Raw genomic sequence first — 24,426 nt, 5'->3', positions numbered from 1 at the left:
CACGCTAGTTCTGGCCGTACAGGTCATCGAAGAGCCCCTGGTAGGCATCGGCCCACTTCGCGTTGGGCTTGGAGAGGTACAGGGTCGGGTCCAGGGTGATGTAGCGGTTGTTCTGCACAGCCGACAGGCTCGCCCAGGCGGAGTTGGCCGCCGTGGCCTCCTCCAGGTTGCGCATGGCCGCCTCGGCGTCGTCGCCCATGGGGATGACGAAGATGAAGTCGGGGTCCATCTCGATGATGGCCTCCAGGCTGAAGTCCTTCAGCAGGCTGCGGTTCTCATCGGCCAGGTTGTTCACGCCGAGCGCGGCCAGCATGGAACCGGTCTGGGTGGCGGACGCCTGCACGCGGGTGCCCCCTGAGAACGTGGTGAGCACGAGCGCCGTCGGCGGGTTCTCGGCCGGCACCTGGGCCACGATGTCGTCAATGGCCTCGGCCACCTTCGCGGCGTTCTGCTCGTAGAGGTCCTCGCGGCCGGTGATGTCGGTGAAGATGCGCATGAGGCGCTCGTAGTCCTCGAAGGTGGTCACCTGGAAGTAGGCCACGGGAATGCCGGAGCCCACGAGCGCATCGCGCAGATCGGCCTGGCTGGAGTCGCCGCCGCGGCCGCCGGTGCCGCTCGTCATGATGACGAAGTCGGGGTTCAGGGCGATAATGGCCTCCAGGTTCACCGCGGTGAAGTCGCCCACCGTGGCCACATCGGGGCTCTCGATGGTCCAGCCCGCCGCGGAAAGTGCGTCATCGGAGACGCCCACGAGAATGCCCCCGGCAAGCTCCCAGGCGTTCGCGAAACTGCCCATGCAGGCTACCACGCGCTGCGGGTTGTCCACGGTCACCTCGTTGCCCATGTCGTCGGTGAAGGTGACAGGTCCAGGCACGGCGTCATCGGCGCCGGCCGCATCGGGCGCGGCGGCCTGCTGCTCCGGAGCGGCAGCGTCATCGGCAGCCGGAGCGGCAGCCTCCTGCTGGCCGCATCCGACCAGAGCCAGGATGAGCACCGCCGCAGCGGCGCACAAAACGAACTTCTTCATGCTAGTTCTCCTCTTCTTCCAGCTTCTGGCCGTGGGCGCAGTAGTCGTCTTGGGCCAGGATGTCGCCGTCGTGGTAGTAGGCCGCTCGCGCCCGGCAACCGCCGCAGCCGTCTTTGTAGTCGCAGGTGCCGCAGGCGCCGGAATAGGCCTGGGTGCGCAGACGCTCGAACACGGGGCTCGTCTTCCAAATCTCGTCGAAGGGCTGCGTCCGCACATCGCCCGCCTCCTCGGTCATGTAGGCGCAGGGGCGCACGATGCCCTCGCTGCCCACGACGCAGTAGGTGAGCCCGGCCAGGCAGCCGCGCTCGAAGCGCGTGTCGACGCCGAGCTGCTTGGCCACGCGGGTGAACTGCGGGGCGCAGGTGGGCTTCACGTCGATGGACACCTCCGCCGACTTTTTCATGATGTCGCGCAGAAGCGCCTCGTTCTCGAGCACTTCCAGGCTCGTCTCCTGGATGTAGACGCCCCGGCCCACGGGAATGAGGAAGAAGATGTAGTGGGCTATGGCGCCGATTTCCTCGGCGAAGTCGGTGATGGCGCACACCTCGTCGCGGTTCCAATCCACCACCGTGGTGTGCAGCTGGAAGGGCAGGCCTGCGCGCTTGCAGGCCTCGATGCCGGCCATGGTGAGCGCGTGCGCGTTCTCAAGGCCGCGGAACTTGTCGTGCTTGGCAGCATCCAGGCTGTCCACCGAGATGCCCATGGCGCAGGCGCCGGCGTCCTTCAGGCGCGCCGCCACCTCGTCAGTGATAAGCGTGCCGTTGCTCCCGAACACCGGGCGTAGCCCGCAGGAGGCCGCATGGGATACCAGCTCGTAGATGTCGGGACGCAAAAGCGGCTCGCCGCCGGAGAAGATCATGATCTTGAAGCCCGCGCGGGCGATCCCCCCGATCATCTTCTTCGCCTCGTCGGTGGAAAGCTCGCGCGCGTCGGCCTCCTCGGCGTCCTGGTAGCAGTGCACGCATTTCAGGTTGCACTGGTTCGTGGTCATCCACGATACGATCATGGGCTGCTCCTCACGTCACTCGTCTTCAGCGTGGGAGAAGCATAGCGAACGGCCGCGCGGCGGAGCATCGCCTGAACGGCCTAGGTTGGCCGCCGCAAAAGTAGGCTCAGGCTAACTGGTAGGAGAAATCGCGCACGGCCTCGGCCACGGCAGCCGCGCGCTGGGCGGCGCGGCCGGCCTGGGACCAGGGCGCATCGCAGGTGAGCTGGACCAAATCGTCGCGGGTGTAGAGGAACGCGTCGTCGATGGAGGCCGCCCGGCCGTCAATGGCCGCCTGGTCCGCCGACACGTCGACGAGCAGCATCGCCCGGCCCCGGCGGCTGCGCATGACCCCCTTCACGGTGCGCTTGTCGAGCAGGGGCACCACCCCGGCCGCCGCCACGACGATGTCGGCGTTGCCGAGGGCCACGGGCAGCGCCTCGGCAGAGACCACCGGCGAGGCAGGAGCGCCCTCGAGGGCCGCAGCGCCCTCTCCGATGAAGGAGAAGCGGCCGACGCCGGCCCGGGCGAGCGCGGACACTGCAGCGGCCACGAGCCCGTCGTCTCCCACGGCGAGCACCTGACGGCGATCGAGGTGATCGAACACCCGTCCCGCCAGCTCTGCCACGGTCTCGCCGAGGGCGTCGTCCGATCCCGCGCTCGCCGCCGCGGCCAGACGGGACGCGAGGGCGCGCATGGCATCACCGAGGGCCTCAAGCCGCCCTCCGAAGGCACCGTGCGCCCGAGCCGGGGCAACGCCGTCGCGCCAGGCCGCGGCCACGTTCTCGCCCGCAGCCGCGAACTCGTCGATGCCGGCCACGCCGGCGAACAGGTGCGCCGCCGCATCGGCGCCCTCGGCGAAGTAGCCGTGGGCGGCAAGCTCCGCCCCCGCGTTCGCCGCGCCGCCGAGCACACCCAGGATAAGGTCGTAGGCATCCACGCCGTCCTCCACCACGGCGTACACCTCGAAGCGCTCCCCCGTCGCGAGCACGAGCGCCTCGCCCACGCTCCGATGTCCCGCGAGCGCCGCCAGGGCGGCGTTCAGCACGCCCTCGCCGGCAAGCGAGGCCGACAGGGGAAGGAAGGGCGCCCTGCGCGGATTGGCACCGACCATGACGAGCGCCATGGCATCACCCGGCCGAGACGGCGATCAGCACGAGCATGACCGCGAAGCCGCCGATGGAGAGGAGGGCCCGGGTGCGGGTGCCCACCGCGCAGGGCGCGAGGAAGGAGAAGACGGCATAGAGGCTCCATACCGCCGACACGAGAAGAGACAGAACGATGCGCGGCCAGAGATACCCCACGCTCCCCTGGCAGTGGAAGTGGGTCATGGCCGCCGAGAGCGCCACCATATGGGTGAATCCGATGAGCATGGCGCCGACGAACACGACGAGCCCCGCGAGCGCCGCGGCGCGGGCGATGGTGGCCAGGGTGTCGAGGGCGGGCGTCTCGAGGGAGAACAGCTTGGCGGAACGGCGCGTCATGAGGCGCCGCTGGTACAGCAGAAGCCCCGAGGCCGCCGCGCTCACCGCGAAGCACGCGCAAGCCGCGAACACGAGGACGATGTGGGGCACGAGCAGGGGCCACTGGTAGAAGGCCATGTTGTCGGCGCTCACCGGGTCGAGGATCTTCAGCCACTGGGAGGCCACGATGAGCAGCGCCGCCACCGGCCCCACGGCAAGCGCGAAGCCGAGCCCGCGCCTCGTGACGGCCAGGCCCACCGCCGTCACCACGGCGAGGGCCCAGGCGGCCAGCATGATGATGTTCGGCCCCGACAGCAGCGTGCCGGAGGTGGTGGTGGACTCGATGCCGATTGCGGCGGAGTGCAGCGCGACGGCCGCGAAGAAGAGCACCTTGGCCGCCCGGGCACTCCCCTGCCGCTCGCGCAGGATGCCGTGGGCCGCCAGGGCGCTCGACGCGCCGTAGGCCAGCACGCAGACTATTTCCAGATAGAACAGGAACATGGAACGGGGCTCATCCTCTCTCGTTACGCCCCATCATAGCGAAGCCCGCACCGGGCCGGCATCGCCCGAACGGGCTACATGGAGCCAGCCGCTCCGGCGCAGCTGCGCGCAGGCCGCCCGACGTGCCGGGTAGCGCGGGCGGCGCAGACGGCGGCCGCAGATAGCCCCGCCGCGCGGAACACCTCTAGCTGCGGCGCAGAATGCCGGTCTCGAAGCCGTAGGTCACAAGCGCCGCTCGGTTGGCGCGGCCCGACTTGGCCGTCATATGGGACAGATGTGCCTTCACCGTCTGCTCTGACAGCGAGAGGCGCTCGGCGATCTCCTTGTTCGACAGGCCACCGGCGATGTAGTAGAGAATCTGCTGCTCGCGCAAGGTGAGCCCGTGGTCGGGATCGGTGACGAGAATCATGGGTGTCCTTCCCGAGAACAAAACGCGGGCGCCGCGGCGAGATGCCCGGCGCCCGCGTTGCTAGGCGAAGCGGTAGAGGTCCTTGGTGGCCTCCTGGAAATCGGCGTACACCTCCGCGGCCACGGCCTCGTCGGTGACGAGCTCGAAGGACTCGGGCTGGCCCTCCTCGTCGAATTCCATCGCTTCCAAGATCAGCACGTCGGGGTTCTCCTCGCCGGCATCGACGAAGAAGCCGTAGGAGCGGCCGGCGTGGAGCAGAAGGCCGAGGAACTCCACCTCCACCTGATCGCCCTTCTCATCGGAGAACGTGAGCGTGAGGCCCTCCTCCACCGGCGGGCAGAAGTTCGGCGCGGAGCCTTCGCGAATCGTCTCCATTACTGGGCCCTCCCGTGCTTGTGCTTCTTCTTCTTGTTGTCGGCCTGCTTGGGCTTGGCGCCGGCCACGTGCCTGCCCTGGGGCAGCGGCTCGCCCTCGGCGTCCACCGGGGCGCCGGCCACGGCGGCCTTCTGGGCCTCCAGACGCGCAAGCGGCACCTGGGCGATGCCCGTGGAGGCGGAGTGGTCGAACTCGAAGCGGCCGATCTCGGTGCCGTACTTCCGCTGCAGCTTCGCGAACTTCGGCTCGCGGGTCTTCCACATGCAGTAGAGCGGGCAGGCGATGGCGATGGACGAGTAGGAGCCGGCGATAAGGCCGATGGCCATGGCGAAGGCGAAGTCCTTCAGCGTCTCGCCGCCGAACAGCAGCATGGCGAACACCGGGATGAACGAGGTGAGCGTCGTGTTGATGGTGCGGATGAACACCTGGTTCATGGAGTGGTTGGCCATGGTCATGAAGGTGCAGCGGATGTCCTCGCCCTTCATGTTGTCGTTGATGCGGTGGAACACGACCACGGTGTCGTAGAGCGAGTAGCCGAGAATGGTGAGCAGGGCGGCGATGGTGTTCGGGTTCACCTCGCGGCCCACGAGCGCGTAGATGCCCACGACCAGGATGAGGTCGTGCAGCAGCGCCACGATGGCCATGACGCCCATCTTGTACTCGAAGCGAATGGCGATGTAGACGATGATGAGCAGGATGGACACGAGGAAGGCGATGAGCGAGCTCTGGATGACGCTCGCGCCCCAGTCCGGACCGATGGTGGTCACCTCGAAGTCGTTTGCCGTCATGCCCAGGGCGTCGGCCACCTGGGTGGCACGGGCGGTGGCGTCCTCGGGGCTCGTGGTGGTGGTGCGCACGAGGAAGCCGGGCTCGCCGTTGGTCTCGGTGGTCTGGATGACCGCGTCGGGCTCGCCGGCGTCGGCGAAGGCATCGCGCATCTGCTCGATGGTGGTCTCGCCGGTGCCGTGGAAGGCCACCGAGGTGCCGCCCACGAACTCGATGCCGAAGTTCAGGCCGCGGAAGCCCACGACGGCCAGGCAGGCCACCATGGCCACGGCGGCCACGGTGAGGAACACCTTGCGGTAGCCGAGGAAGTTGATGTCGTGCTTGATGAAGCGCCCCTTGATCTTGCGCACGGCGCGCACGGTCTGCGAGGCGGCGGCCGGGTCGTCGGCGTCCACGATCTCGCGGGTCTCGGCGGCGTTCATCTGGGAGCCCGTCTCGGCCTCGCGCTCGCTCACGCCCTCGGCGGCGGCCAGCTCGGCGTAGCCCTTCGAGGCGTCGATGGAGTCCTTGATGCCCCAGAAGCCCGGATGGCGCGCGATGACCTTCGGCGCGAGCAGGCGGATGAGCGGGGCCTTGAAGATGACCATCATCACGATGTCGCAGATGATGCCCAAGGCCAGCGTCATGCCGAAGCCCTTGACCGACGAGGCGGCCAGGAAGAACAGGCACAGCGCCGAGACCATGGTCACCAGATCGGCGTCGATGGAGGTGAAGATGGCGTGCTTCACGCCGGTGATGGAGGCGGCCTTCACCGAGCGGCCCATGCGGATCTCCTCGCGGAAGCGCTCCACGGTGAGGATGGACGAGTCGGCGGCCATGCCGATAGTCAGCACGATGCCGGCGATACCCGCCAGCGACAGGCTGAACAGGTGGAAGGCGGAAAGGGCCGCGAGGATGCCCAGGTACAGCACGGCGAACACGGCCATGGCGGCCGCCGTGATGAGGCCGAGGCCCTTGTAGAAGAACAGCAGGTAGAGCATCACGAGCGCCAGGCCGATGAGGGCCACGACGACGCCGGAGACGAGCGCGTCCTGGCCGAGGGTCGGGCCGACCACCTGGGACTGGGCGTACTCGAAGGAGACGGGCAGCGAGCCGGACTCCAGGATGGTCTGGAGATTCTTGGCCTCGTCCAGCGTGTAGCCGCCGGTGATCTGCACCTCACCGTTGGGGATCTCGGACTGCACGCGCGGCGCGGACTGCACCTCGCCGTCCAGGATGATGACGATGGCGCCGTGGTCGGCCACCAGCTCGCGGGACGCGTCGGCAAAGGCCTTGGCGCCCTCGCTGTTCAGCGTGATGTTCACGGCGTAGTCGGTAGAGGCCTCCGAGGCCTTCCCGATGGTGACGTTGGTGATGTCGGCGCCGGTGACGATGGGCGTGTAGGTGCCCGGCTCCACCGAGAGGTGCTCGGTCTGGCCCGAGGGGAAGACGTTGCCGAACTCGTCGGAGACGGTGCTCTCGCCGGCGTACTGGCCGCTCTCGATGGCCGTCTTCACGTCCTCGTCGGTGAACGAGTCGAGGCGGGCGAACTCGAGGGAGCCCGTGCGGCCGATGGTGGCGAGGGCCTCCTCGGTGTCGGCCAGGCCGGGGATCTGCACGAGGATCTGATCGGCGCCCTGCTCCTGCACCGTGGCCTCCGAGGCGCCGAGCGCGTTCACGCGGCTCTCGATGATGGCGCGGGACTTCTCCATATCCTCGGGCGTGACCGGCTCGCCGTCGGTGGACTTCGCCGTGAGCACCACCGACAGGCCGCCCTGGATGTCGAGGCCCTGGTTGATTTTCTCGTTGGGCGGGGTGAACAGCACCGCCGAGACGACGATGAGCAAAGTGGTGAGGACGAGCAGCCAGACGTTGCGGCGGTCGTAGCCGCGACCCGGCTTCTTCTTGACATTACGTTCCAGTGCCATGGGAAATGACCTTTTCCTTCGGTTTCCGTATCTCTTCCACAGGACGCGCGCCGCGGCCTCCCCGCAAACGGCGCACGCACGTTAACTTGCCTATTGTGCCACAAATAAACCGAAGGTCAACGCCTTATTCTGGAATCGCAATATTTAGCGACGCCCGCCGGAGCCGCCCGCAGCGATGAGTTCCATGAGCCCGCGGCGGTTGGGCACGCCGCATTTCTCGTAGATATGGCTCGTGTGGGCTTTGAAGGTGCCCTCGGCGATGAACAGCTCCCCACGAATGGCCGGACCGTTCTTCCCCTGGGCGATGAGCTGGAGGATCTCGGTCTCACGCGGCGTGAGGCGGCACCGCTCGGCCAGCTCGGCCACGCGCGCCTCGCGGCGCTCCTCCTCGGGGGCCTTCTCCACCAGGCCGCCCACGTCCAGGATGCGCACGCCCCACTTGCTGGCAAGCTCGCGCTCGGACAGCAGGATGAGCGTGGCCGCGAGCATCATGGCCACCACTGCGACGGCGATCACCGCCTCCTGGGTGCCGGCAGCCACGCCGGCCTCGGCCATGGCGCCCGCCGCGCCCTTCCCCGCGATGACGAACACCTGCTCGGCCCCTTTGATGGCGGCGAACACCACCACGGTGACGCCGGCGCGCTTGGCGATGTCGTAGAGGAGAAGCGCCACGATGATGCCCACGAGCGAGTAGCTCATGGCGATGAGGTAGCTCGAGGCCGCAGCGCCGAGCACGCCCTCGGCGGGCACGAGCAGAAAGCCGCACACGATGAGCACGAGCGGCGAGCGATACAGAGCGCCCACGTTGAAGCGGTTCGGGAAGAAGTAGGCGCTCGCGAACAGCACGGCCATGATGATGGCGGTGGACGCCGAGGAGTACATGCCCGCGCCCTCCACGAGCGAAGGCTGGCGCAGCCCGTAGGCGAACGAGTACAGCGCCAGAAGCGCGAAGATCTTCCAGGGGTAGCTGAACTTCGGGCAGCTGCTCGGCGGCCTCTCCGGCGCAGGGATGTCGCGCCACGCTCGCCCGATGCAGCCCACGGCGGCCGCCGGCAGGCAGAACATGGCCACCGCCATGCGCAGGTCGTCCAAGCCCGAGCAGAAGAACACGAAGACGACGGCCATGAGCTGCGAGGCGGTCACATAGAGGAAGATGCGCATGAGCGACAGCCCGCTCAGCACCTCGGCCCACAGCAGGAGGAACAGCCCAAAGCCCGCGCCGCCCGATGCTGCCCCGAGGGCCACGAGCGCCGCGGAGGGGGCATCGGGCAGGCCGGCGAGCACGAAGCAGAGAGAGGCCGCAACCATGGCGACGCCCGCCGCCGCGCGCAAAGCCGGCGTGCCGTTGAGGGGCAGCAGCCGGCGCACGAGCAGCGCCACCGCCAACGAGGCCGCGCAGAAGGCGTAGTCGAACGCGTCATGCAGATCGAAGGGTATGGCCGGTGCGCTCACCGGCGCGGCCACCGCGAGGGTAACCCAGGCACGGGCGCAGCCGAGCGCGAACAGGTAGGGCACGATGCCCTTCAGGTACAGGAGCCTATCCTGCCTCCCCCGCCGTATGTTCTCCCAAAGCTTCCCCATGGCGGGCATTATAGCAGGCGGAAGGGCAAAAGACGAAACGGGGCCCGGCCGACAGGGAGGGAGGTCGGCCGGGCCCGAGAGGGAAATGGCGAGAAGCGGGGGCTACAGGCTCGCGACGAGCTTGCCGGTGTAGTAGCCCGAGGTGATGGCGCGGCCGATGGAGAGGCCCTCGATGTCCATGGGATAGTCCACGCCGCCGAAGAACTGGCCCGAGGCGTTGCCCACGGCGTACAGGCCGTCGATGGGCTGGAACTCCTCGTTCAGGCACTGGTGGTTCTTGTCTACTACCAGGCCGCCCAAGATGGCCGGCAGCTTGTTGGAGCCGCGCGGGATGGCATAGTAGGGGCCGCCGTCGATGGGCACCATGAACTGGGCCGCCTTGCCGAAGTCGGCATCGGCGCCCGCGGCGCACAGCTCGTTGTAGCGGGCCACGGTATCAGCCAGCTGAGCCGCGTCGATGTTCGTGAGCTTCCAGTCGTTCTCAGCGGCGTAGGCGTTCATGGCCTCGGCGAGCCCCTCGATGGTATCCGCGGTGATCCACTTCTCGGGGTTCACCTTGTTGTCGCCGTTGTACTGGGAGATGTCGTAGGGGCGCTCGGCCTTCCACTCATCGTAGTAGTCCTCCCAGTTCGCGGGCACGAGGCTGAAGAACTTCGCGGCCGTGGAGTCCTCGAAGCCGGCGCGGGCCAGGTAGGGACGCGCGAAGTTGTTCATGTAGCCCATACGGCAGCAGGTCTCGTCCATGAAGCGGTTGCCCTCCTGGTCCACGAAGAGGAAGGGCATCTCCAGGCGCACCGCGGCCGGCTCGCCGTGGATCATCTTGGTGTGGGCGTGCGGCGTCATGATGGCGCCGGCGTTCATGCCGGCCACCAGCGCGCTGCCGTCGCGGAAGTCGGTGAACAGCGAGAAGCCTTTGGTGTCGGGGGCGTAGTAGTCGAGCATCTCCTGGTTGGAGGAGTAATCGCCGCAGGCCAAGATGACGCCCTTGGCCGCGTTGAACAGGTGATGCTCCCCGTCGGCGTCCTCGCAGATGGCGCCCGTCACCGCGCCGGACTCGTCGCACGCCAGCTGCACGCAAGGCATGTTGTAGAAGAACTCGGCGCCAGCGCCGGCCAGGTTCTCGGCGATCACCGTGGCGGCCGCGTTGTGGTTGCCCTCTACGTGGAAGTAGGTGTTCGCGTGCAGGTGGATGTCGTAGCCGTTGTAGGTGAGCACCGCATCATGGGGCTTGCTCTCCACGCCGCCCTTGGCCGCCTCCTCGGCCCACCAGGCCAGCGCCTCCTGGGAGTTTCGGGCCCAGATGTTCACCAAGTCGCGGTCGGAGCGGTAGTCGCTCTTCCAGTTGATAAAGCTCACGCAGGCCTGCACGGCGGCCTCGTCGGTCTTCGTCAGGTCGATGGACGCGGCCATGTTGCCCGTGGTCTGCGCTGCGTTGATGTTCTGCACGCAGGCCACGCGCGCGCCGGCCTCCAAGGCGGTGTGCACGGCCGCGAGGCCCGACTCGCCGGCACCGACCACCACGACATCGTAGTCGTGGGTCTCGGCGAAGTCGGTGATGGGAGTCTGCGGCGCCAGGAAGGACGGGCCGGCGGCCGCGCCCGTGGCGGCCAGGTCGCCCTCGGCGGACGCCTGGCCGACGGCGCGGGGCTGGCCGCAGCCGGACAGCGCGCCGGCGCCGGCCACCGCAGCGGCGGCGATGCCGCCGAACTTGAGCAGATCGCGACGGGTGAAGTTCGTGGTAGTCATAGCGGGTCTCCCTCTCTCGGACTTGCGCGGCAAGCGGCCGATATGCCGCAGCCCGCGCCCCTTGGCCGAGCGCCCTTCCGCGCTCCGGCTCCGCGGCGCCTCCTTGCGCCCCGGTGGCCCCACTATGCCCGCAGCGGGAAATCAGCGCATCGGAAAGTGCCCGAGAAAAAGATTATTCCCGTAAACTTTTCCCTAAACCATAGCTTTGAACTGGTATAACCTCTAGCACAGGAACATGGCGTCGCCGAAGCTGAGGAGGCGGTAGCGCTCGGTGATGGCGTGCTCGTAGGCGGCCATGATGTGCTCGCGGGAGGAGAAGGCGGAGACGAGCATCATGAGCGTGGACTTCGGCACATGGAAGTTGGTGATAAGCGCGTCTACCACGTGGAACTCGTAACCCGGCAGGATATAGAGGCTCGTGGCCGCGCGGTCCCGGGGCACAAGCGCGCCGCGGCCGCCATCGGCCGCCGCGTCCCAGGCGCTCTCCAAGCTGCGCACGCTCGTAGTGCCCACGGCGATGACGCGCCCGCCCGCCGCACGGGTCGCATTCACGGCATCCACCGTGGAGGGGGGCACCGTGTAGAACTCGGTGTGAATATGGTGCTTCTCGGGATCGTCCTCGTCCACGATGCGGAAGGTATCGAGGCCCACCTCCAGCTCCACCGTGGCCCAGCCGATGCCGCGTTCGCGCAAACGCTCGATGAGCTCGGGCGTGAAGTGCAACCCGGCCGTGGGCGCGGCGGCCGAGCTCTCGCGGCGGGAGTACACCGTCTGGTACATCTCCTCATCGCCGGCGTAGTCCTTGATGTAGGGCGGCAGCGGCGTGCGACCTGCGGCGTGCAGGGCCTCGTCCAGGCTCGGCAGCGGCGTGGACAGCCGCGCCACGCGCTCGCCCTTCTGACCGCCGGCCGCCCAGTCGATGATCTCGGCCGAGAGCACCACCGCACCCGTCGCGTCGGTGAAATCCACCACGGCGCCCGCGCCGGGCTTCAGGCGCTTGCCCGGCCGCACGAGCACCTCCCAGAACGCCACGCGGTTCGTCCGCGGCTCGGGGCCTCCGCACTCGCGCAGCAGAAACACCTCGGCCGCGCCGCCCGTGCCCCGCTTGGCACCGAGCAGGCGCGCCGGCAGCACACGGGTCTCATTGGCCACAAGTAAATCGCCGGGGCGCAGGTAGTCGATGATATCGCGGAAGATGCGGTCCTCCACTTCCCCGCTTTTCCGATCCATCACGAGCAGGCGGCACTCGTCGCGCACCGGCGCCGGCGCCTGGGCGATGAGCTCTTCGGGCAAGTCGTAGTCGAAATCATCGGTTCTCATGGATTGCGCTCCTTCTTAAATCTATCGGCGGTATACTACCACGACGCTTTTGGAACCCGAAGGAGGACGCATTCCCATGGCCCTGTTCGACTGCACCTGCGAGGCCGTATCCGGCCACGCCCGCGCGCTTTCCTACGAGACCGCCCACGGCACCTTCCGCACGCCGATGTTCATGCCCGTGGGCACTTCGGCCACGGTGAAGGGCGTGACCGTGGACCAGCTGCGCGAACTGGGCAGCCAGGTAGTGCTCGCGAACACGTATCACTTGGCCATGCGCCCCGGGGCCGAACTCGTGGCCGAGGCCGGGGGCATCCACCGCTTCATGAACTACGACGGCCCCATGCTCACCGACTCGGGCGGCTTCCAGGTGTTCAGCCTGGCCGACACCGTGAAGCTGTCGGACGACGGGGTCACCTTCAAGTCCATCTACGACGGCAGCAAGATCCACTGGAGCCCCGAGGAGAACATGCGCATCCAGGAGCTCATCGGCGCCGACATCGCCATGCAGCTGGACCAGTGCGCCCCCTACCCCGCCACCCGCGAGTTCGTGGCGAAGGCCGTGGACTACTCGAGCGCCTGGGCGCGCCGGTGCCTGGCGGCCCACACGCGCCCCGACCAGACGCTCTTCGGCATCGCGCAGGGCGGCATGCACCTGGATCTGCGCCTGGAGAGCGTGCGGCGGCTGCGCGAGATCGAGGACGAATCGCTGGCCGCAGGCGGCCGGCGCTTCGGCGGCTTCGGCATCGGCGGCTATTCCGTGGGCGAGGACCACGAGGTGATGTTCGAGACCTTGGGCGAGGTGGCCCGGGCCTGCCCCGTCGACCGGCCCCGCTACCTCATGGGCGTGGGCAACCCCACCACGCTCGTGCGCGCCGTGCGCGAGGGCGTGGACATGTTCGACTGCGTGCTGCCCACCCGCACCGCGCGCATGGGCACGGCGTTTTCCAGCACGGGCCGTATGAACATGCGCAACGCCAAGTACGCTCGCGACTTCACGCCGCTCGACCCCGCCTGCGACTGCCCCACCTGCCGCAACTACACCCGGGCCTACATCCGGCATCTGGTGAAGCAGAACGAGATGCTCGGCGCCATGTTGCTGTCGGTGCACAACCTGCACTTCCTGCTCGACCTCATGCGCCGGGCCCGCGAGGCGGTGCTGGCCGACGCCTACGAGGAGTTCTACCAAGCCTGGATGGACTCGGACGCGGCGGCCGACTACTAGAACGCGGAGGTGTGCGGCCTGCCCGCGCGCCCCTTGCGAGGCACGGGGCTCACCGCACGCCGAGTTGCATCCGGCACTTCGCGTACCGGCGGCCCGTTCACCAAAGATGACCGTTTCGCTAACGATACGTTACAGCTTGTTGACAAGTGGCTACGGAACGTTAACAACTCCCGCCGATCACTGACAAGTCCGTTACGGGACGTTAAACTGAACTCCAATGTCCAGCGTATCGTCCGTCGAAGAGGAGAAGGGTGGCGGGCGGTACCTCCTGAACACGAGCTTTCGCCGTTGTTTGAAAGGAACTGATCGCCATGACCGCAACGCTTGCAGATAAACTGGCCCCCTACGGAATCGACTACGTGGACGCCATGGACCGCTTCGGCGACAATGCCGAATTGTACGAGCGCCTGGCGCTGAAGTACCTGGACGACGCGCATCTCGTGGCGCTCCAGGCGGCCATGGAGGCCAAGGACTACTCCGAGGGCTACAGCCAGGCCCACGCGCTGAAGGGCGTGGCGGGCAACCTCTCGTTCAAGGACCTGTTCCAGTGCGCGGCCCTCGTGTCCGACGCGCTATACGCCGGCGAGTACGAGGCGGCGGCCGAGCATATGCCCGAGGTGGAGCGCACCCACAAGCTCGTCATCGAGGGGCTTGTGGCATGGAAGGACGGCCGCTTGTAAGCTGCGGCGCACATACCGTAGAAACCGAGACGGACCGGCGAGTGAATCGCCGGCCCGTCTCGCATGAAGGGGGCTGCGCCCCGCCGCGCCCCGCTGCAGCCCCGGACTGGAAGCCTTGCGACGAGGCGCACCGGAGCCGACAGCGAGAAGCGGCCCCCTACAGCTCGATGCGCTCGAACATGTCGCGGGGAGCGCCACAGATGGGACAGGCGTAGTCGGCGGGCAGCCCCTCGGGGTATCCCTCCTCGATGTAGCCGCACAGCATGCAGCGCCAGGCGATGCGCTTGCCCGCGGCCGGAGCGCCGGCCGGCGTCTCGGTCACGCCAGGCGCGGGCGCCTCGTCTCCCCCGTTGTAGGTGGCGGCCTTCGGCGGCGTCTTGCCGCCCTTCACCGCATGGTAGTAGGCGTAGGTGAGCGCCTCGCCCGCGCCGAGCACCTCGGACTCCTCCACCGTGCCCACGAACAGGTAGTGGCTGCCCACGTCGATGGTCTCGGTCACGAACACCGAGAAGCGCGCCAAGGCGTGCTCGGTCACGTAGGGAACCTCGGCGCCGTCTGCGGCCGTCGTGCAGGCGGCGAACTTGTCGGTATCGGCGGAGGTGTGGAACCCGAAGGTGCCGATGAGCTCCATGGGGGCGTCTTGGGCGAGCACGGTGGCAGCGAAGCGCCCCGAGGCGAGGATGGCCGCCGTGGTGACGTTCTCCTTGTTGAGCGACACCGCCAGCGTGGGCGGCTCGCTCGCCACCTGCACGAGCGTGTTCACCACGCACCCGCAGCGACGCTCCCCCTCACGGGCCGTGATGAGGTACAGCCCCGAGGACAGCGACCGGAATGCCTTGCGATCGATCATGATATGCTCCTTCCATGCGGAGGAGGAACCGGCGACACGTCCGCGTCCCGGCTCCGCCGCGCGAGAACCGTTAACTCTGGGGAAATCTTCCTCGTTGGTAACGGTAGCACGTTTACGGGCCCTATACTCGTTCCGTCAAGAATCCGTTGTCGGTGCCGACGACCCCGGGAAGGAGTGCCCATGCGCAGTTCCAACATCGAGCTCCTCCGCATCGTGAGCATGGTGCTCATCGTCATGTTCCATTTCAGCGTGCACGGAAGCTGGCCCGCCGAAGGGCCGCTGGCGTCCGACATCGCCGTGGAGTGCCTGAGTTTCGGAGGCAAGTTGGGCGTGAACTGCTTCGTGCTCATCACCGGCTACTTCATGGTGAGCGGCCGGCCGCGCCTCACGTCGCTGCTGCGCGTGGTGCTGGAGACCTGGTTCTACTCCTTCGCCCTGCTGGGCATCTTCCTCGCAGCCGACCCCGCCCTGGTCACCGAGGAGAAGCTGCGGCGCGCCCTTATGCCCATCGTCTCGGGCGAGTACTGGTTTATCACCTGCTACCTGGCCCTCATGGTGGTAAGCCCCTTCCTAAACGTGCTGTACCGCCACCTGAGCCCGACGGGCAAAAGCCGGCTGGCGGCCGTGGGATTCGTGGCCATCTCGCTTGTGCCGACTCTGACCGCCTTCAACCCCATCGGCAACGATCTCGTGTGGTTCTTCTACCTGTACCTGATCGGCGGCTGGCTGCGCGAGCAGCGCGACGGCGGCGCGCGGCCGCAGTGCGCCCTCGACCCGACGCGCATCGTCGAACGCTGGGGAGCAGCGCGCACCTTCGCCGGCTGCGTGCTCGTCGTTTGGGCCTTCATGGCGCTCGTCGGCTGGGCCGCCCGCGCCCATGGCTTCGGATCCGTCCAACCCGACTACCTCATCTGGCAGTACATGGTGCCCACCTTCTTCGCGGCAATCGGCCTCTTCCGCGTCTTCGCCACTTGGGAGATGCCGTGCGTGCCCTGGGTGAACACGCTGGCGAAGACGGCGCTGGGCGTGTACCTCATCCACGACAACCCCATCATGCGCGCGTGGCTGTGGCCGCACCTCGCCTGGGTGTACCCGCTGGGACCGGCGGCCATCCTCGCTGCGGGAATCCTCTCGGGTGTCGCGGTGTACGCGATTGGAAGCGCCGTCGACCTGGCCCGCATCGCGCTGCTGGAGCGCCCGCTTTTCCGCTGGCTCGAGCGCTCCTGGGGCCCTCAAATACAGAAAGCGGGCGCCTGGCTCGCCGACATCGGCCAACCAGGCACCCGCTCGTCCTAGCTCATGCGCCCAAATCGCGGGCGCTGCGGCTAGCCGGCTATCCGCAGTTGCTGCACACGCGCTTCTTTCCCGACTGGGCGATCGTGCCGCTCAGAATGTTCTTGGAGCGCTTGAGGGAGACGCAGTCCTTCGTCGTGTGGTATACCTCGCCCGAGGCGACCCAGTACACCGTGCGCGCCACGCTCGGCGTCTGCTGGCTGACCGGGCCGGAGGTCTTGTAGGTAGCGGGATCGAAATAGTAGCGCTTGCCGCCGATGGTCTGCCACCCGGTCACCGCACGGCCGTTGGCGTCGAAGTAGCTCTTCTTGCCATCGTTCCAGGTCACCCATCCCTTTTTCATACGAGAGGCGGAATCGAAGTAGTACCAATAACCGCCGATGGTCTGGCTCCAGCGCTTGGAGATGCCGGTGGATGTGTCGAAATAGTACTTCACGCCGCTGAAGCTGCGCCAGCCGGTGAGGGCGGCCGCATGGCCCGATGAGTCGGGGTGGAAGTAGCTCTTGGTGCCGTCCTTCCAGGTGATCCAGCCCTTCTGCATACGTGAGGACGAGTCGAAGTAGTACCACTTTCCATTGATCTTCTGGCTCCAGCGCAGGCTCATGGCCGTGGCGGGGTCGAAATAATACTTCACGCCGCTGAAGCTGCGCCAGCCGGTGAGAGCATGGCCGTCCCAGTCGAAGTAGCTCTTCGATCCGTTCGACCAGGTGATCCACCCGGTCTTCATGCGCGAGGAGGAGTCAAAGTAGTACCACTGGCCGCCTATCTTCTGGCTCCAGCGCTTCGAGATGCCGGTGGCCGGATCGAAGTAGTACTTCACGCCGCTGAAGCTGCGCCAGCCGAGGAGGGCGGCCGCGTGCCCCGAGGAGTCGGGATGGAAGTAGCTCTTGGTGCCGTCCTTCCAGGTGACCCAGCCCTTCTGCATGACGCTCTTGCCGTCGAAGTAGTACCAGGAGCCGCCGATCTTCTGACTCCAGCGCAGGCTCTTGCCAGTGGACGGGTCGAAGTAGTACTTCACACCGCTGAAGCTTCTCCAGCCGAGAAGGGCCTTCCCGTCCCAATCGAAATAGCTCTTGGTGCCGTCGGACCAGGTGAGCCAGCCGGTCTGCATGGCGCCCGTGCTGTCGAAGTAGTACCACGAGCCGCCAATCTTCTGGCTGCCCTTCACCGCCTGGCCGTTCGTGCCGTAGTAGTAAGTGCTCCCCCGGACGGTGCGCCATCCGGAAAGCTTCATGTCGCGCGCCGCGGCAACCGCCTTCGCGGCGTTGACGACGCCGTAGCCCGTCTGGGCGTCCTTGCCCTTCGCACCCACGTCCTGGGCCGTCGAGCACAGCACCGAGCGCACCTCGGCGGCCGTCAGCTCGGGGCGCGCGGCCCGCACCATGGCGGCCGTGGCGGCCACCACGGGGCTGGCCATGGAGGTGCCGCTCAGGTAGCCGTAGCCGTTGGTGACCTTGTCCGCCTCCACAATGGTGCTCAGGATGTTCGAGCCGGGGGCGGAGATGTCGCACCAGGCGCCGTAGTTGGAGAAGGAGGAGCGCGTCAGGCTCTCGTTCACGCTGATGACCCCGATGGCGTCGTCACAGGCGGCGGGATAGGTGGCCGCCGACGTGCTCTCGTTGCCCGCTGCGCACACGATGACCATGTCGGAGCCATCGGCGAGCTCGGTGCACACCTCGTTCATGAAGTCGACGAGGCTGCGGTTGCTCTCGATGAAGCCGAGGCTCATGTTCACCACCGAGCAGCCGGTGTCGCGCGCGTGGTCGAGGCCCACGACCACGTCGTAGAGGGTGGCATTGGGCTGCAGGCCCTCATCCGTCATCACGTTCTCGGAGAAGATGTCGACGGCCACCACGTCCACGAGCTTGTTCGCGTTGGCGGTCGCGCCGCCGCTCGCCACGCCGAGGACGCCGATGCTGTTCGCCTGGGCGCCGATGATGCCCGCCACATGGGTGCCGTGGGTACTGGCCACCTGAATGGAGCTGCTGCCGTTGGTGTAGCCGTCGCCGCGCAGCGGCTGGAGCGCGAAACGGCTGTAGCGGCTCGTCCACACGACTTCCTTGCTCTGCGTGCGGTTGAGGGTTCCCGACAGGTCGGGGTGGCTCACCGACGCGCCCGTATCGAGCACGGCCACCTTCACCGGCGCGGCGCTTCCCCGGTTGGGAATGGCGCTCCACGCGCCGGCGGCCCCGACGGCGTCGAGATACCACTGGTCGGCGGCATAGGGATCCTTCACGGTAGCGGCGAGGGACTCGGCGTTCGCCGCCGATTCGGCCATGGCCTTGTCGAAGAGCTCGGCGCTGTAGTTCGGCACCGCGTACTTGACGCCGTCGCTCTCCTCGGCCACCTCGGCAGCGGCCTCGGCGGTCATACCGTCGGCCACCTCGACGAGGGTCACATCGCCCAGATCGAAGGCAACCGTCTCGCCGCCCGGCGCGCCGAGCAGCCGCACGACGCCGTTCTGCTGCGCTGTCGTGGTGCCCTTCTCGAACACGACGACGATCTCCCCAGGCTCATCGCCATCGACTGCTGCGGGCGCGACAGTCTCGGGGACGGCGATCGTATCCTCTTCAGCGGCAGGAACCTCGGCCTCCTCATCCTCGGAGACCGCCGCGGGTTCCTCAGCCGCAAGCGGTTCCGCCGCCGCGCTGCCACCAGCAGCATCGCCCTCGGTCGCAGCAGGCTCGGCGGCCGGCGAGGCCGCGTCATCGAAAATGCCGGTCTCCTCCCCCGCCTCAGCCGGCTGCTCGGCAGGAGCCCCCTCCGGCTCGTCGGCAACCGCCGTGCGAGGGCCAATCGCCACGCCGCCGACCGCCAGCGTCAGGGCCAGCAGGCACGACAGTCCCCGACGGGCACCCTGCGGCAACGCCCCTCTCATCCACGCTCGTTCCATAGGACGCTCTCCTTCGCCTTCCCCGGCCCGCAATAGCGGCAAAACCACTGCCAAACCCGTGCGGGCTCCTTCTCTCGATGCGTCCTATTCTACTTTATTTACGCTGCGACCCACAACGTCAAAAACGCCTTTGAGCATCGCCAACGGCACAAAGCCGCCGCGAGCAAGGCACGCCCGAGAGCAACGACGGATCCGGGCAGACAGCCCGAAATCAGGCGAAGTAGGCCCGAACCGCCTCGATCACCTCATCGCGGTCGGACGGCTCCATGCCGTAGTACATGGGCAGGCGCACGAGCCTGTCGCTCACCGAGGTGGTGTGCACGTCTTCGCCGGCAAAGCGGCCGAAACGCTCTCCTGCCGGCGCGCTGTGCAACGGCACGTAGTGGAAACACGCCTGCACACCCCGCCCCTTCAGGAACGCGATGAACTTCGTGCGCTCCTCGAGCGACGGCAGCAGCAGGTAGTACATGTGCGCGTTCTGCACGCAATCGCCGGGTATCACCGGCAGCTCGACGAGCCCCGTCTCGGCCAAGGGCCGAAACGCCTCGTCATAGGCGTGCCACGTGGCCATGCGGTCGTCGTAGATGGCATCCGCCGCCTGAAGCTGGCCCCACAGGTAAGCCGCGTTCAGATCGGAGGGCAGATAGCTCGACCCCTTGTCGACCCAGGTGTACTTGTCCACCTGGCCGCGCAGAAAACGCGAGCGGTTCGTACCCTTCTCGCGGATGATGTCGGCCCGCTCGCGGCAATCGGGATTGTTCACGAGCACCGCGCCGCCCTCCCCCATGGAGTAGTTCTTCGTCTCGTGGAAGGAATAGCAGCCGAAATCCCCGATGGTGCCCAGGGGGCGCCCCTTGTAGGTGCTCATCACGCCCTGGGCCGCATCCTCCACCACCAGCAGGCCGTGGCGGCGGGCGATGCCCATGATGGCGTCCATGTCGCAGCCCACGCCCGCGTAGTGCACCGGCACGATGACGCGGGTCTTGTCGGTGATGGCCGCCTCGATGGCTGCCGGGTCGATGTTCTTCGTGTCGGGCAGAATATCGACGAACACGAGCGTCGCCCCCATCTGCACGAAGGCCGTCGCGGTGCTCGAGAAGGTGAAGCTCGGCAGGATCACCTCGTCGCCCGGTTCAAGGTCGCAGAGCATGGCCGCCATCTCCAGCGCGCTCGTGCCGCTCGTGGTGAGCAGCACTTTGTCGGCGTCGAAGCGCTCCTCCATCCACGCCTGGCACTGCTTGGTGAACGGGCCGTCGCCGCATATCTTGTGGTTCTCCTCGGCCGCCTGGCGCACATACTCCATCTCGGTGCCCACGCAGGGGGGAACATTGAAGTCGATCATCGGACAAGCTCCTTCTCAGATACGTCCTCGCGCACCGCCGTCCGTCGCCGGCTGCGCCACACCTCGTAGGCCACGAGCGCCCCCAAGGCGACGCCCGTGCACCCAAAGCCCGGCAGCAGTCCCGGCATCATATAGGAGAACGAGACATCATGGGCCGCATCGTCCACCTCCACGGCCATGAACCCCACGTTCGCCCTCAACACGTCGGCGGGTTGCCCGTCTATCGTAGCACTCCATCCCGCCGAATAGGGAACGGACACGAATACGTAGCGGGAATTTTCCCCATTTCCCTCCCCATCGGCATGATCGGAGGCATCCACATGCACCTCCATGGCGTTGTCGCCGAACGTGATCGTCGCTGCATTCTCCCGCTGGAGCTGAGCCGTATTGTCGAGAACAGCCTGCTGCGGCTGGGTCGCCACATACAGCTCGTCGTACTCGTAGACCCCCACGGCGCTCAGCGTCACGGTCAGGGCGGTCTGAGGCTCGGCGCTGTAGCCCGCATTCACCGCCCAGTCCTCTTTGCCCGCGTACTTAGGGCTCGCGCTCGTCACCATCTCGAAGGAGTCGTCACGCGCCTCCCCCGTAACGGAGACCCAAGCCGTGCGCCCCGGGACGAAGCCGGGATCCCCGGGCAGCGATTCGACGGCAAGCTCCGGGTCGCCCGCCAGAAGATCGGCGTCGGCGGCAGGCAAGGAGGCGAAACGGAATCCCTCGAAGCACAGGTAGGTCTCGCAGTCGGGGCGGCCGTCGAAGGCGAGGGTCACCGAGGCGTCCCTCTTCGTCGCGATGATGCGCCCGTCCTGAACGCACGCGCCGTCGGCGCTGACCACGCTCGGCGCCTCGCTTTCGGTCTCGAGCTCGGGTGCGCCGGCAAGCTCTCGATCGATGCCGAGCACGAGGGCGCGCGTCATGAGCTCCTGGCGCTCGACGAGGTTGAGGTCGTCGTAGACCGATTGGGGAACCGCCGTCTCGTACGTAAACGCCACGGGAAGCGCTCGGTCGGTCTCGTAGAGGGCGTAGGAGAGTCCGTTGTGGGCCTCCCCCAGATCAGCCACCTTCTCGTAGCCCTCCGGCACGAGGTCGGCCGCCTCGGAGGACGAGATGTAGTACCTGGCCCCCAGCACGTAGTCCAGAGCGGCGCGCTGCTCGGTGCCGTCGAACATGGTGCTCTTCACATCGTCGGACAACCCGAGGGACTGGCGGAAGTCGTCGACGACCTGGTTGTAGAAGCTCGAGTAGAAGTCGAAGCCCTTGTAGCCGTGGACGAAGCTGCCGTTGCGGCCGTAGGTGGTGTCGGTGCGGTTGATGCGGTAGGCGTCGTCGACCTCATCCAGGGCCGGGGCCAAATCGAGCTGCTCGCGCGTGCTCAGGCCGTGATCGGCGCGGAGGAACTCCTTGTAGTACAAGCTGCCCTGAGAACTGAGGAATATACCCGTCTGTCCCGCCGCGTTCACGACGACGGCCAGGGCCAGCAGGACGCAGAGCGCCTGCGGCCGCAGCAGCCGGGGCATCTTCCCCGACCTCGCCCGGACGCGGCGGTGCCACGCCGCCCACCCGGCGAGCGCCGCGAACACGACGGCGAACATGGCAACCACGGCGAAGCCGAGCAGCGTGCGCTCGCCCACGGCGTACCAGAGCGCCCAAGCTCCCACCGCCCCCGCGAGAACGGCGAGCGCCCCCCACTGCCGCGCCGTGAGCCGCGTGACGGCGGGCACGAGCAGGACGACGGCGTAGGCCGCGCAGAAGCCGAGGATAAGCTCCCACCGGTCGGTGGGATACCCGAAACCGTTCATGAGGGAACCCACCTTCGCGAGCATCGCGCCGGCAAGGCACAGGGCTATCCCCGCTCCCCACGCGCGGCGCTCGTACCGATCGATCGCAGAGCCGGCCACGGCCAGGGCGAGCATGGCGATGACGGGCACCGCCCCGAGCACCGAGGCGTTCTGGGCCGTATGGTCGCCCAGCAGCACGGCGGCGAAGCTCGCATAGAAGTCCGGGGTCTGGAAGAACGCGATGTCACGCACGATGCCCACCCGCCCCATGGAGGTCAGCGTCAGAAACATCGGCACCGTCGAGAAGCCGACCAACGCGAACGCGACGACAAGACCCAGGGCGAACTTCCCTGCCAGCAAGAGGAAATCCCCGGCCGAGCGGGCACGCGGGTAGGCGAAGTACGTTATGAGGCAGTAGAAGAGCAAAAAGATGCAAGCCATGTAGGCGAAGTAGATGGAGTAGACGAAGATGCCCGCCATGGCCAGGACGAACAGCAGCGGGTTCTTGCGCGCAAACAGCTTGTCGGCGCCCATGAAGACCAAGGGGAGCAGCACGGCGAAGTCGATGAAGTTCGGATGGCGCAGCACACCCCAGAGCACCACGTAGCCGCACAGCCCGTAGCAGAGCGCCCCCACCAGGGTGGCCCCCTTCCCCTTGCCGCGGCTGAAGCAGTACAGCGAGAACGTCAGCGCGGCCAGGTAGAAGCGCAAGAACACGAGGAAGGCGTAGAAATACTCGGAGAACTCGCGCGGGCACAGCGCGGCGAGCAGGTTCAAGGGCTCGTTGGAGTTGCCCGAGGCGGTTATGAGCCAATCGGCTCCGAACCCAAGGTCGAACGAGTAGACGGGCACCGAGGGGGATCCCGCGAGCAGGGATGCGGCGATGCCCCGGATCCACTCCCCCTCGGCGATCATGAAGGGGAGGTACAGCAGGCGCCCGTCGGTCTCCCAAATGAGGGAGCGATCCCGCAGCGCCAGCATGAGCACGACGCCGAGGAAGGCAACCGCGCATGCCACCAGAAGCACAAGGGCGTAGCGCCCCTTGCCCCTCGTCTCTGCAAGCGGCCGCGCGAAAGGCACGCCGGCGACTGCGCGGGAATCTGTTGCCGAGCGCGTGTCCATAGGCCCATCCATTCCCCGGGCGCCGATGCGCCCGCTCAACAAAAACCGGGAGACCGTCGCCGATCTCCCGGAAAACTGTTACAACTTCTGTGCGGGAAAACCTCTAATAGGATACCACGCGCGTGCCGCGGGGGATGTTGTTGTAGATCCACCGCGCACATTCTATATCGAGGCGCACGCACCCGTGGGAGGCCGAGATGCCCAAGCGGCCGTCCTGAATGCGGGACATGCTGCCCGGCTGGTAGAGCACCGAGTGGAACAGGTAGTTGCCGTAGAACTGGGTCCAGTACCAGCAGGTGTAGCCCGAGCCGAAGGATTTCCCGCGCGAGCCCACCGTGTAGGTGCCCTTCACCGTGGGAGAGCCCGGGGCGCCGGTGGTGCAGTCCCAATACCACACCGGCTCCCAGTTGTAGCTGCTGCCCTTGAAGACGCCTACCTTGTGGGTGCTGCTGTTCACCAAGATGATGTAGTTGGTGTTGCTGTAGTAGTTCTGCGCCTTGTTCCACATGGCCAGCTGGCCGGCCGGGAGCACAACGGGCTTCGTGCTCGTCTCGCCGTTGCTATCGAAGGTGTAGCGATAGCCGCCGATCACCTGCGTGCCGAAGGCTTGACGGCCGCTGCTGTAGAAGTACGACCACTTCTGCACGCCGTTCCACTTCAGCCAGCCGGTGTGCATCTGGTAGTCCTCGTCGAAGTAGTACCAGTGGCTGCCGATCTTCTGGTGCCAGCGGACAGCCTTCCCGTCCGACCAATCGAAGTAGTACCAGGCGCCGCCCGACTGCACCCAGCCGCCCGTCTCGCGGCCCTGGGCATCGTAGTAGCTCTTAGTGCCGTCCTTCCAGGTGACGATCCCCTTCACCATCTGCGAGGAGGAGTTGAAGTAGTACCAGCGGCCGCCCAGCTTCTGACTCCAGCGCAGGCTCATGGCCGTGGAGGGGTCGAAGTAGTACTTCACGCCGTTGAAGCTGCGCCAGCCGGTGAGGGCGCGGCCGTCCCAGTCGAAGAAGCTCTTGGTGCCGTTCTTCCAGGTGACCCAGCCCTTGACCATCTTCGAGTCGGAGTCGAAGTAGTACCAGGACCCGCCCAGCTTCTGGCTCCAGCGCAGGCTCATGGCCGTGGAGGGGTCGAAGTAGTACTTCACGCCGTTGA

General features: G+C 67.0%; 18 protein-coding genes. 3 read left to right on the top strand and 15 right to left on the bottom strand.

Annotated elements, in window-relative coordinates; translation table 11 throughout:
- Positions 1-4: 4 nt before the first annotated feature.
- The 10 genes from Q5064_RS05335 to queA form a co-directional block, all read right to left on the bottom strand.
- Entirely contained in the window at positions 5-1,027 is a 1,023-nt protein-coding gene (locus Q5064_RS05335) for an ABC transporter substrate-binding protein (RefSeq protein ID WP_302962877.1), read from the bottom strand.
- A gap of 1 nt (position 1,028) precedes the next feature.
- The gene (gene nirJ2, locus Q5064_RS05330; protein WP_302962876.1) at positions 1,029-2,033 is read right to left on the bottom strand and encodes a putative heme d1 biosynthesis radical SAM protein NirJ2; all 1,005 of its coding nucleotides are present in this window, start codon (positions 2,031-2,033) and stop codon (positions 1,029-1,031) included.
- Between the two features lie 106 nt (positions 2,034-2,139).
- On the bottom strand, positions 2,140-3,126 hold the full coding sequence (locus Q5064_RS05325) for a hypothetical protein (RefSeq protein WP_302962875.1): 987 nt from the start codon (positions 3,124-3,126) through the stop codon (positions 2,140-2,142).
- Between the two features lie 16 nt (positions 3,127-3,142).
- The gene (locus Q5064_RS05320; protein ID WP_302962874.1) at positions 3,143-3,976 is read right to left on the bottom strand and encodes a hypothetical protein; all 834 of its coding nucleotides are present in this window, start codon (positions 3,974-3,976) and stop codon (positions 3,143-3,145) included.
- Positions 3,977-4,160: 184 nt separating this feature from the next.
- Entirely contained in the window at positions 4,161-4,385 is a 225-nt protein-coding gene (locus tag Q5064_RS05315; protein ID WP_302962873.1) for a response regulator transcription factor, read from the bottom strand.
- Positions 4,386-4,445: 60 nt separating this feature from the next.
- Positions 4,446-4,760: a DUF1292 domain-containing protein gene (locus Q5064_RS05310; RefSeq protein ID WP_302962872.1), complete on the bottom strand. Its 315-nt coding sequence runs from the start codon at positions 4,758-4,760 to the stop codon at positions 4,446-4,448.
- Entirely contained in the window at positions 4,760-7,453 is a 2,694-nt protein-coding gene (gene secD, locus Q5064_RS05305; RefSeq protein ID WP_302962871.1) for a protein translocase subunit SecD, read from the bottom strand. The genes Q5064_RS05310 and secD overlap by 1 nt, the downstream gene beginning before the upstream one ends.
- Before the next feature lie 144 nt (positions 7,454-7,597).
- Positions 7,598-9,034, bottom strand: coding sequence for a helix-turn-helix transcriptional regulator (locus Q5064_RS05300; protein WP_302962870.1), 1,437 nt, complete (start codon positions 9,032-9,034; stop codon positions 7,598-7,600).
- Positions 9,035-9,136: 102 nt separating this feature from the next.
- Positions 9,137-10,780 carry an FAD-binding protein gene (locus Q5064_RS05295; protein ID WP_302962869.1) on the bottom strand — a complete coding sequence of 548 codons (1,644 nt, stop codon included), beginning with the start codon at positions 10,778-10,780 and terminating at the stop codon, positions 9,137-9,139.
- Between the two features lie 222 nt (positions 10,781-11,002).
- On the bottom strand, positions 11,003-12,100 hold the full coding sequence (gene queA, locus Q5064_RS05290) for a tRNA preQ1(34) S-adenosylmethionine ribosyltransferase-isomerase QueA (RefSeq protein WP_302962868.1): 1,098 nt from the start codon (positions 12,098-12,100) through the stop codon (positions 11,003-11,005).
- Between the two features lie 76 nt (positions 12,101-12,176).
- Here queA and tgt point away from each other — a divergent pair, with 76 nt between their 5' ends.
- Positions 12,177-13,322 carry a tRNA guanosine(34) transglycosylase Tgt gene (tgt, locus tag Q5064_RS05285; protein ID WP_302962867.1) on the top strand — a complete coding sequence of 382 codons (1,146 nt, stop codon included), beginning with the start codon at positions 12,177-12,179 and terminating at the stop codon, positions 13,320-13,322.
- A gap of 311 nt (positions 13,323-13,633) precedes the next feature.
- On the top strand, positions 13,634-14,002 hold the full coding sequence (locus Q5064_RS05280; protein WP_302962866.1) for an Hpt domain-containing protein: 369 nt from the start codon (positions 13,634-13,636) through the stop codon (positions 14,000-14,002).
- Between the two features lie 157 nt (positions 14,003-14,159).
- On the opposite strand, the gene Q5064_RS05275 is transcribed toward Q5064_RS05280, so the two are convergent.
- Positions 14,160-14,852: a flavin reductase gene (locus tag Q5064_RS05275; protein WP_302962865.1), complete on the bottom strand. Its 693-nt coding sequence runs from the start codon at positions 14,850-14,852 to the stop codon at positions 14,160-14,162.
- Between the two features lie 180 nt (positions 14,853-15,032).
- Here Q5064_RS05275 and Q5064_RS05270 point away from each other — a divergent pair, with 180 nt between their 5' ends.
- The gene (locus Q5064_RS05270; RefSeq protein ID WP_302962864.1) at positions 15,033-16,148 is read left to right on the top strand and encodes an acyltransferase; all 1,116 of its coding nucleotides are present in this window, start codon (positions 15,033-15,035) and stop codon (positions 16,146-16,148) included.
- 37 nt (positions 16,149-16,185) lie between these two features.
- On the opposite strand, the gene Q5064_RS05265 is transcribed toward Q5064_RS05270, so the two are convergent.
- The 4 genes from Q5064_RS05265 to Q5064_RS05250 all read right to left on the bottom strand — a co-directional run.
- On the bottom strand, positions 16,186-19,038 hold the full coding sequence (locus tag Q5064_RS05265) for a S8 family serine peptidase (RefSeq protein ID WP_302962863.1): 2,853 nt from the start codon (positions 19,036-19,038) through the stop codon (positions 16,186-16,188).
- A 211-nt stretch (positions 19,039-19,249) separates the two neighbouring features.
- The gene (gene rffA, locus Q5064_RS05260) at positions 19,250-20,380 is read right to left on the bottom strand and encodes a dTDP-4-amino-4,6-dideoxygalactose transaminase (RefSeq protein ID WP_302962862.1); all 1,131 of its coding nucleotides are present in this window, start codon (positions 20,378-20,380) and stop codon (positions 19,250-19,252) included.
- Positions 20,377-23,181, bottom strand: coding sequence for a YfhO family protein (locus Q5064_RS05255; protein WP_302962861.1), 2,805 nt, complete (start codon positions 23,179-23,181; stop codon positions 20,377-20,379). Before Q5064_RS05255 ends, rffA begins: the two co-directional genes overlap by 4 nt.
- Before the next feature lie 199 nt (positions 23,182-23,380).
- A partial coding sequence (locus Q5064_RS05250) for a L,D-transpeptidase family protein (protein ID WP_302962860.1) occupies positions 23,381-24,426 on the bottom strand: 1,046 nt, incomplete at its 5' end.

This window comes from uncultured Adlercreutzia sp., assembly GCF_958431955.1.
Lineage (GTDB): Bacteria > Actinomycetota > Coriobacteriia > Coriobacteriales > Eggerthellaceae > Adlercreutzia.
Note: the sequence above shows the minus strand (reverse complement) of the source record. Positions and strands in the feature narration are given on the sequence as shown.

Excerpts from the sequence above, each read along its gene's own strand:
- Q5064_RS05270 (WP_302962864.1), top strand. The coding sequence starts at position 15,033 with ATGCGCAGTTCCAACATCGAGCTCCTCCGCATCGTGAGCATGGTGCTC.
- rffA (WP_302962862.1), bottom strand. The coding sequence starts at position 20,380 with ATGATCGACTTCAATGTTCCCCCCTGCGTGGGCACCGAGATGGAGTAT.
- secD (WP_302962871.1), bottom strand. The coding sequence starts at position 7,453 with ATGGCACTGGAACGTAATGTCAAGAAGAAGCCGGGTCGCGGCTACGAC.
- Q5064_RS05310 (WP_302962872.1), bottom strand. The coding sequence starts at position 4,760 with ATGGAGACGATTCGCGAAGGCTCCGCGCCGAACTTCTGCCCGCCGGTG.
- Q5064_RS05320 (WP_302962874.1), bottom strand. The coding sequence starts at position 3,976 with ATGTTCCTGTTCTATCTGGAAATAGTCTGCGTGCTGGCCTACGGCGCG.
- Q5064_RS05280 (WP_302962866.1), top strand. The coding sequence starts at position 13,634 with ATGACCGCAACGCTTGCAGATAAACTGGCCCCCTACGGAATCGACTAC.
- queA (WP_302962868.1), bottom strand. The coding sequence starts at position 12,100 with ATGAGAACCGATGATTTCGACTACGACTTGCCCGAAGAGCTCATCGCC.
- nirJ2 (WP_302962876.1), bottom strand. The coding sequence starts at position 2,033 with ATGATCGTATCGTGGATGACCACGAACCAGTGCAACCTGAAATGCGTG.
- Q5064_RS05315 (WP_302962873.1), bottom strand. The coding sequence starts at position 4,385 with ATGATTCTCGTCACCGATCCCGACCACGGGCTCACCTTGCGCGAGCAG.
- Q5064_RS05275 (WP_302962865.1), bottom strand. The coding sequence starts at position 14,852 with ATGATCGATCGCAAGGCATTCCGGTCGCTGTCCTCGGGGCTGTACCTC.
- tgt (WP_302962867.1), top strand. The coding sequence starts at position 12,177 with ATGGCCCTGTTCGACTGCACCTGCGAGGCCGTATCCGGCCACGCCCGC.
- Q5064_RS05265 (WP_302962863.1), bottom strand. The coding sequence starts at position 19,038 with ATGGAACGAGCGTGGATGAGAGGGGCGTTGCCGCAGGGTGCCCGTCGG.
- Q5064_RS05335 (WP_302962877.1), bottom strand. The coding sequence starts at position 1,027 with ATGAAGAAGTTCGTTTTGTGCGCCGCTGCGGCGGTGCTCATCCTGGCT.
- Q5064_RS05300 (WP_302962870.1), bottom strand. The coding sequence starts at position 9,034 with ATGGGGAAGCTTTGGGAGAACATACGGCGGGGGAGGCAGGATAGGCTC.
- Q5064_RS05325 (WP_302962875.1), bottom strand. The coding sequence starts at position 3,126 with ATGGTCGGTGCCAATCCGCGCAGGGCGCCCTTCCTTCCCCTGTCGGCC.
- Q5064_RS05295 (WP_302962869.1), bottom strand. The coding sequence starts at position 10,780 with ATGACTACCACGAACTTCACCCGTCGCGATCTGCTCAAGTTCGGCGGC.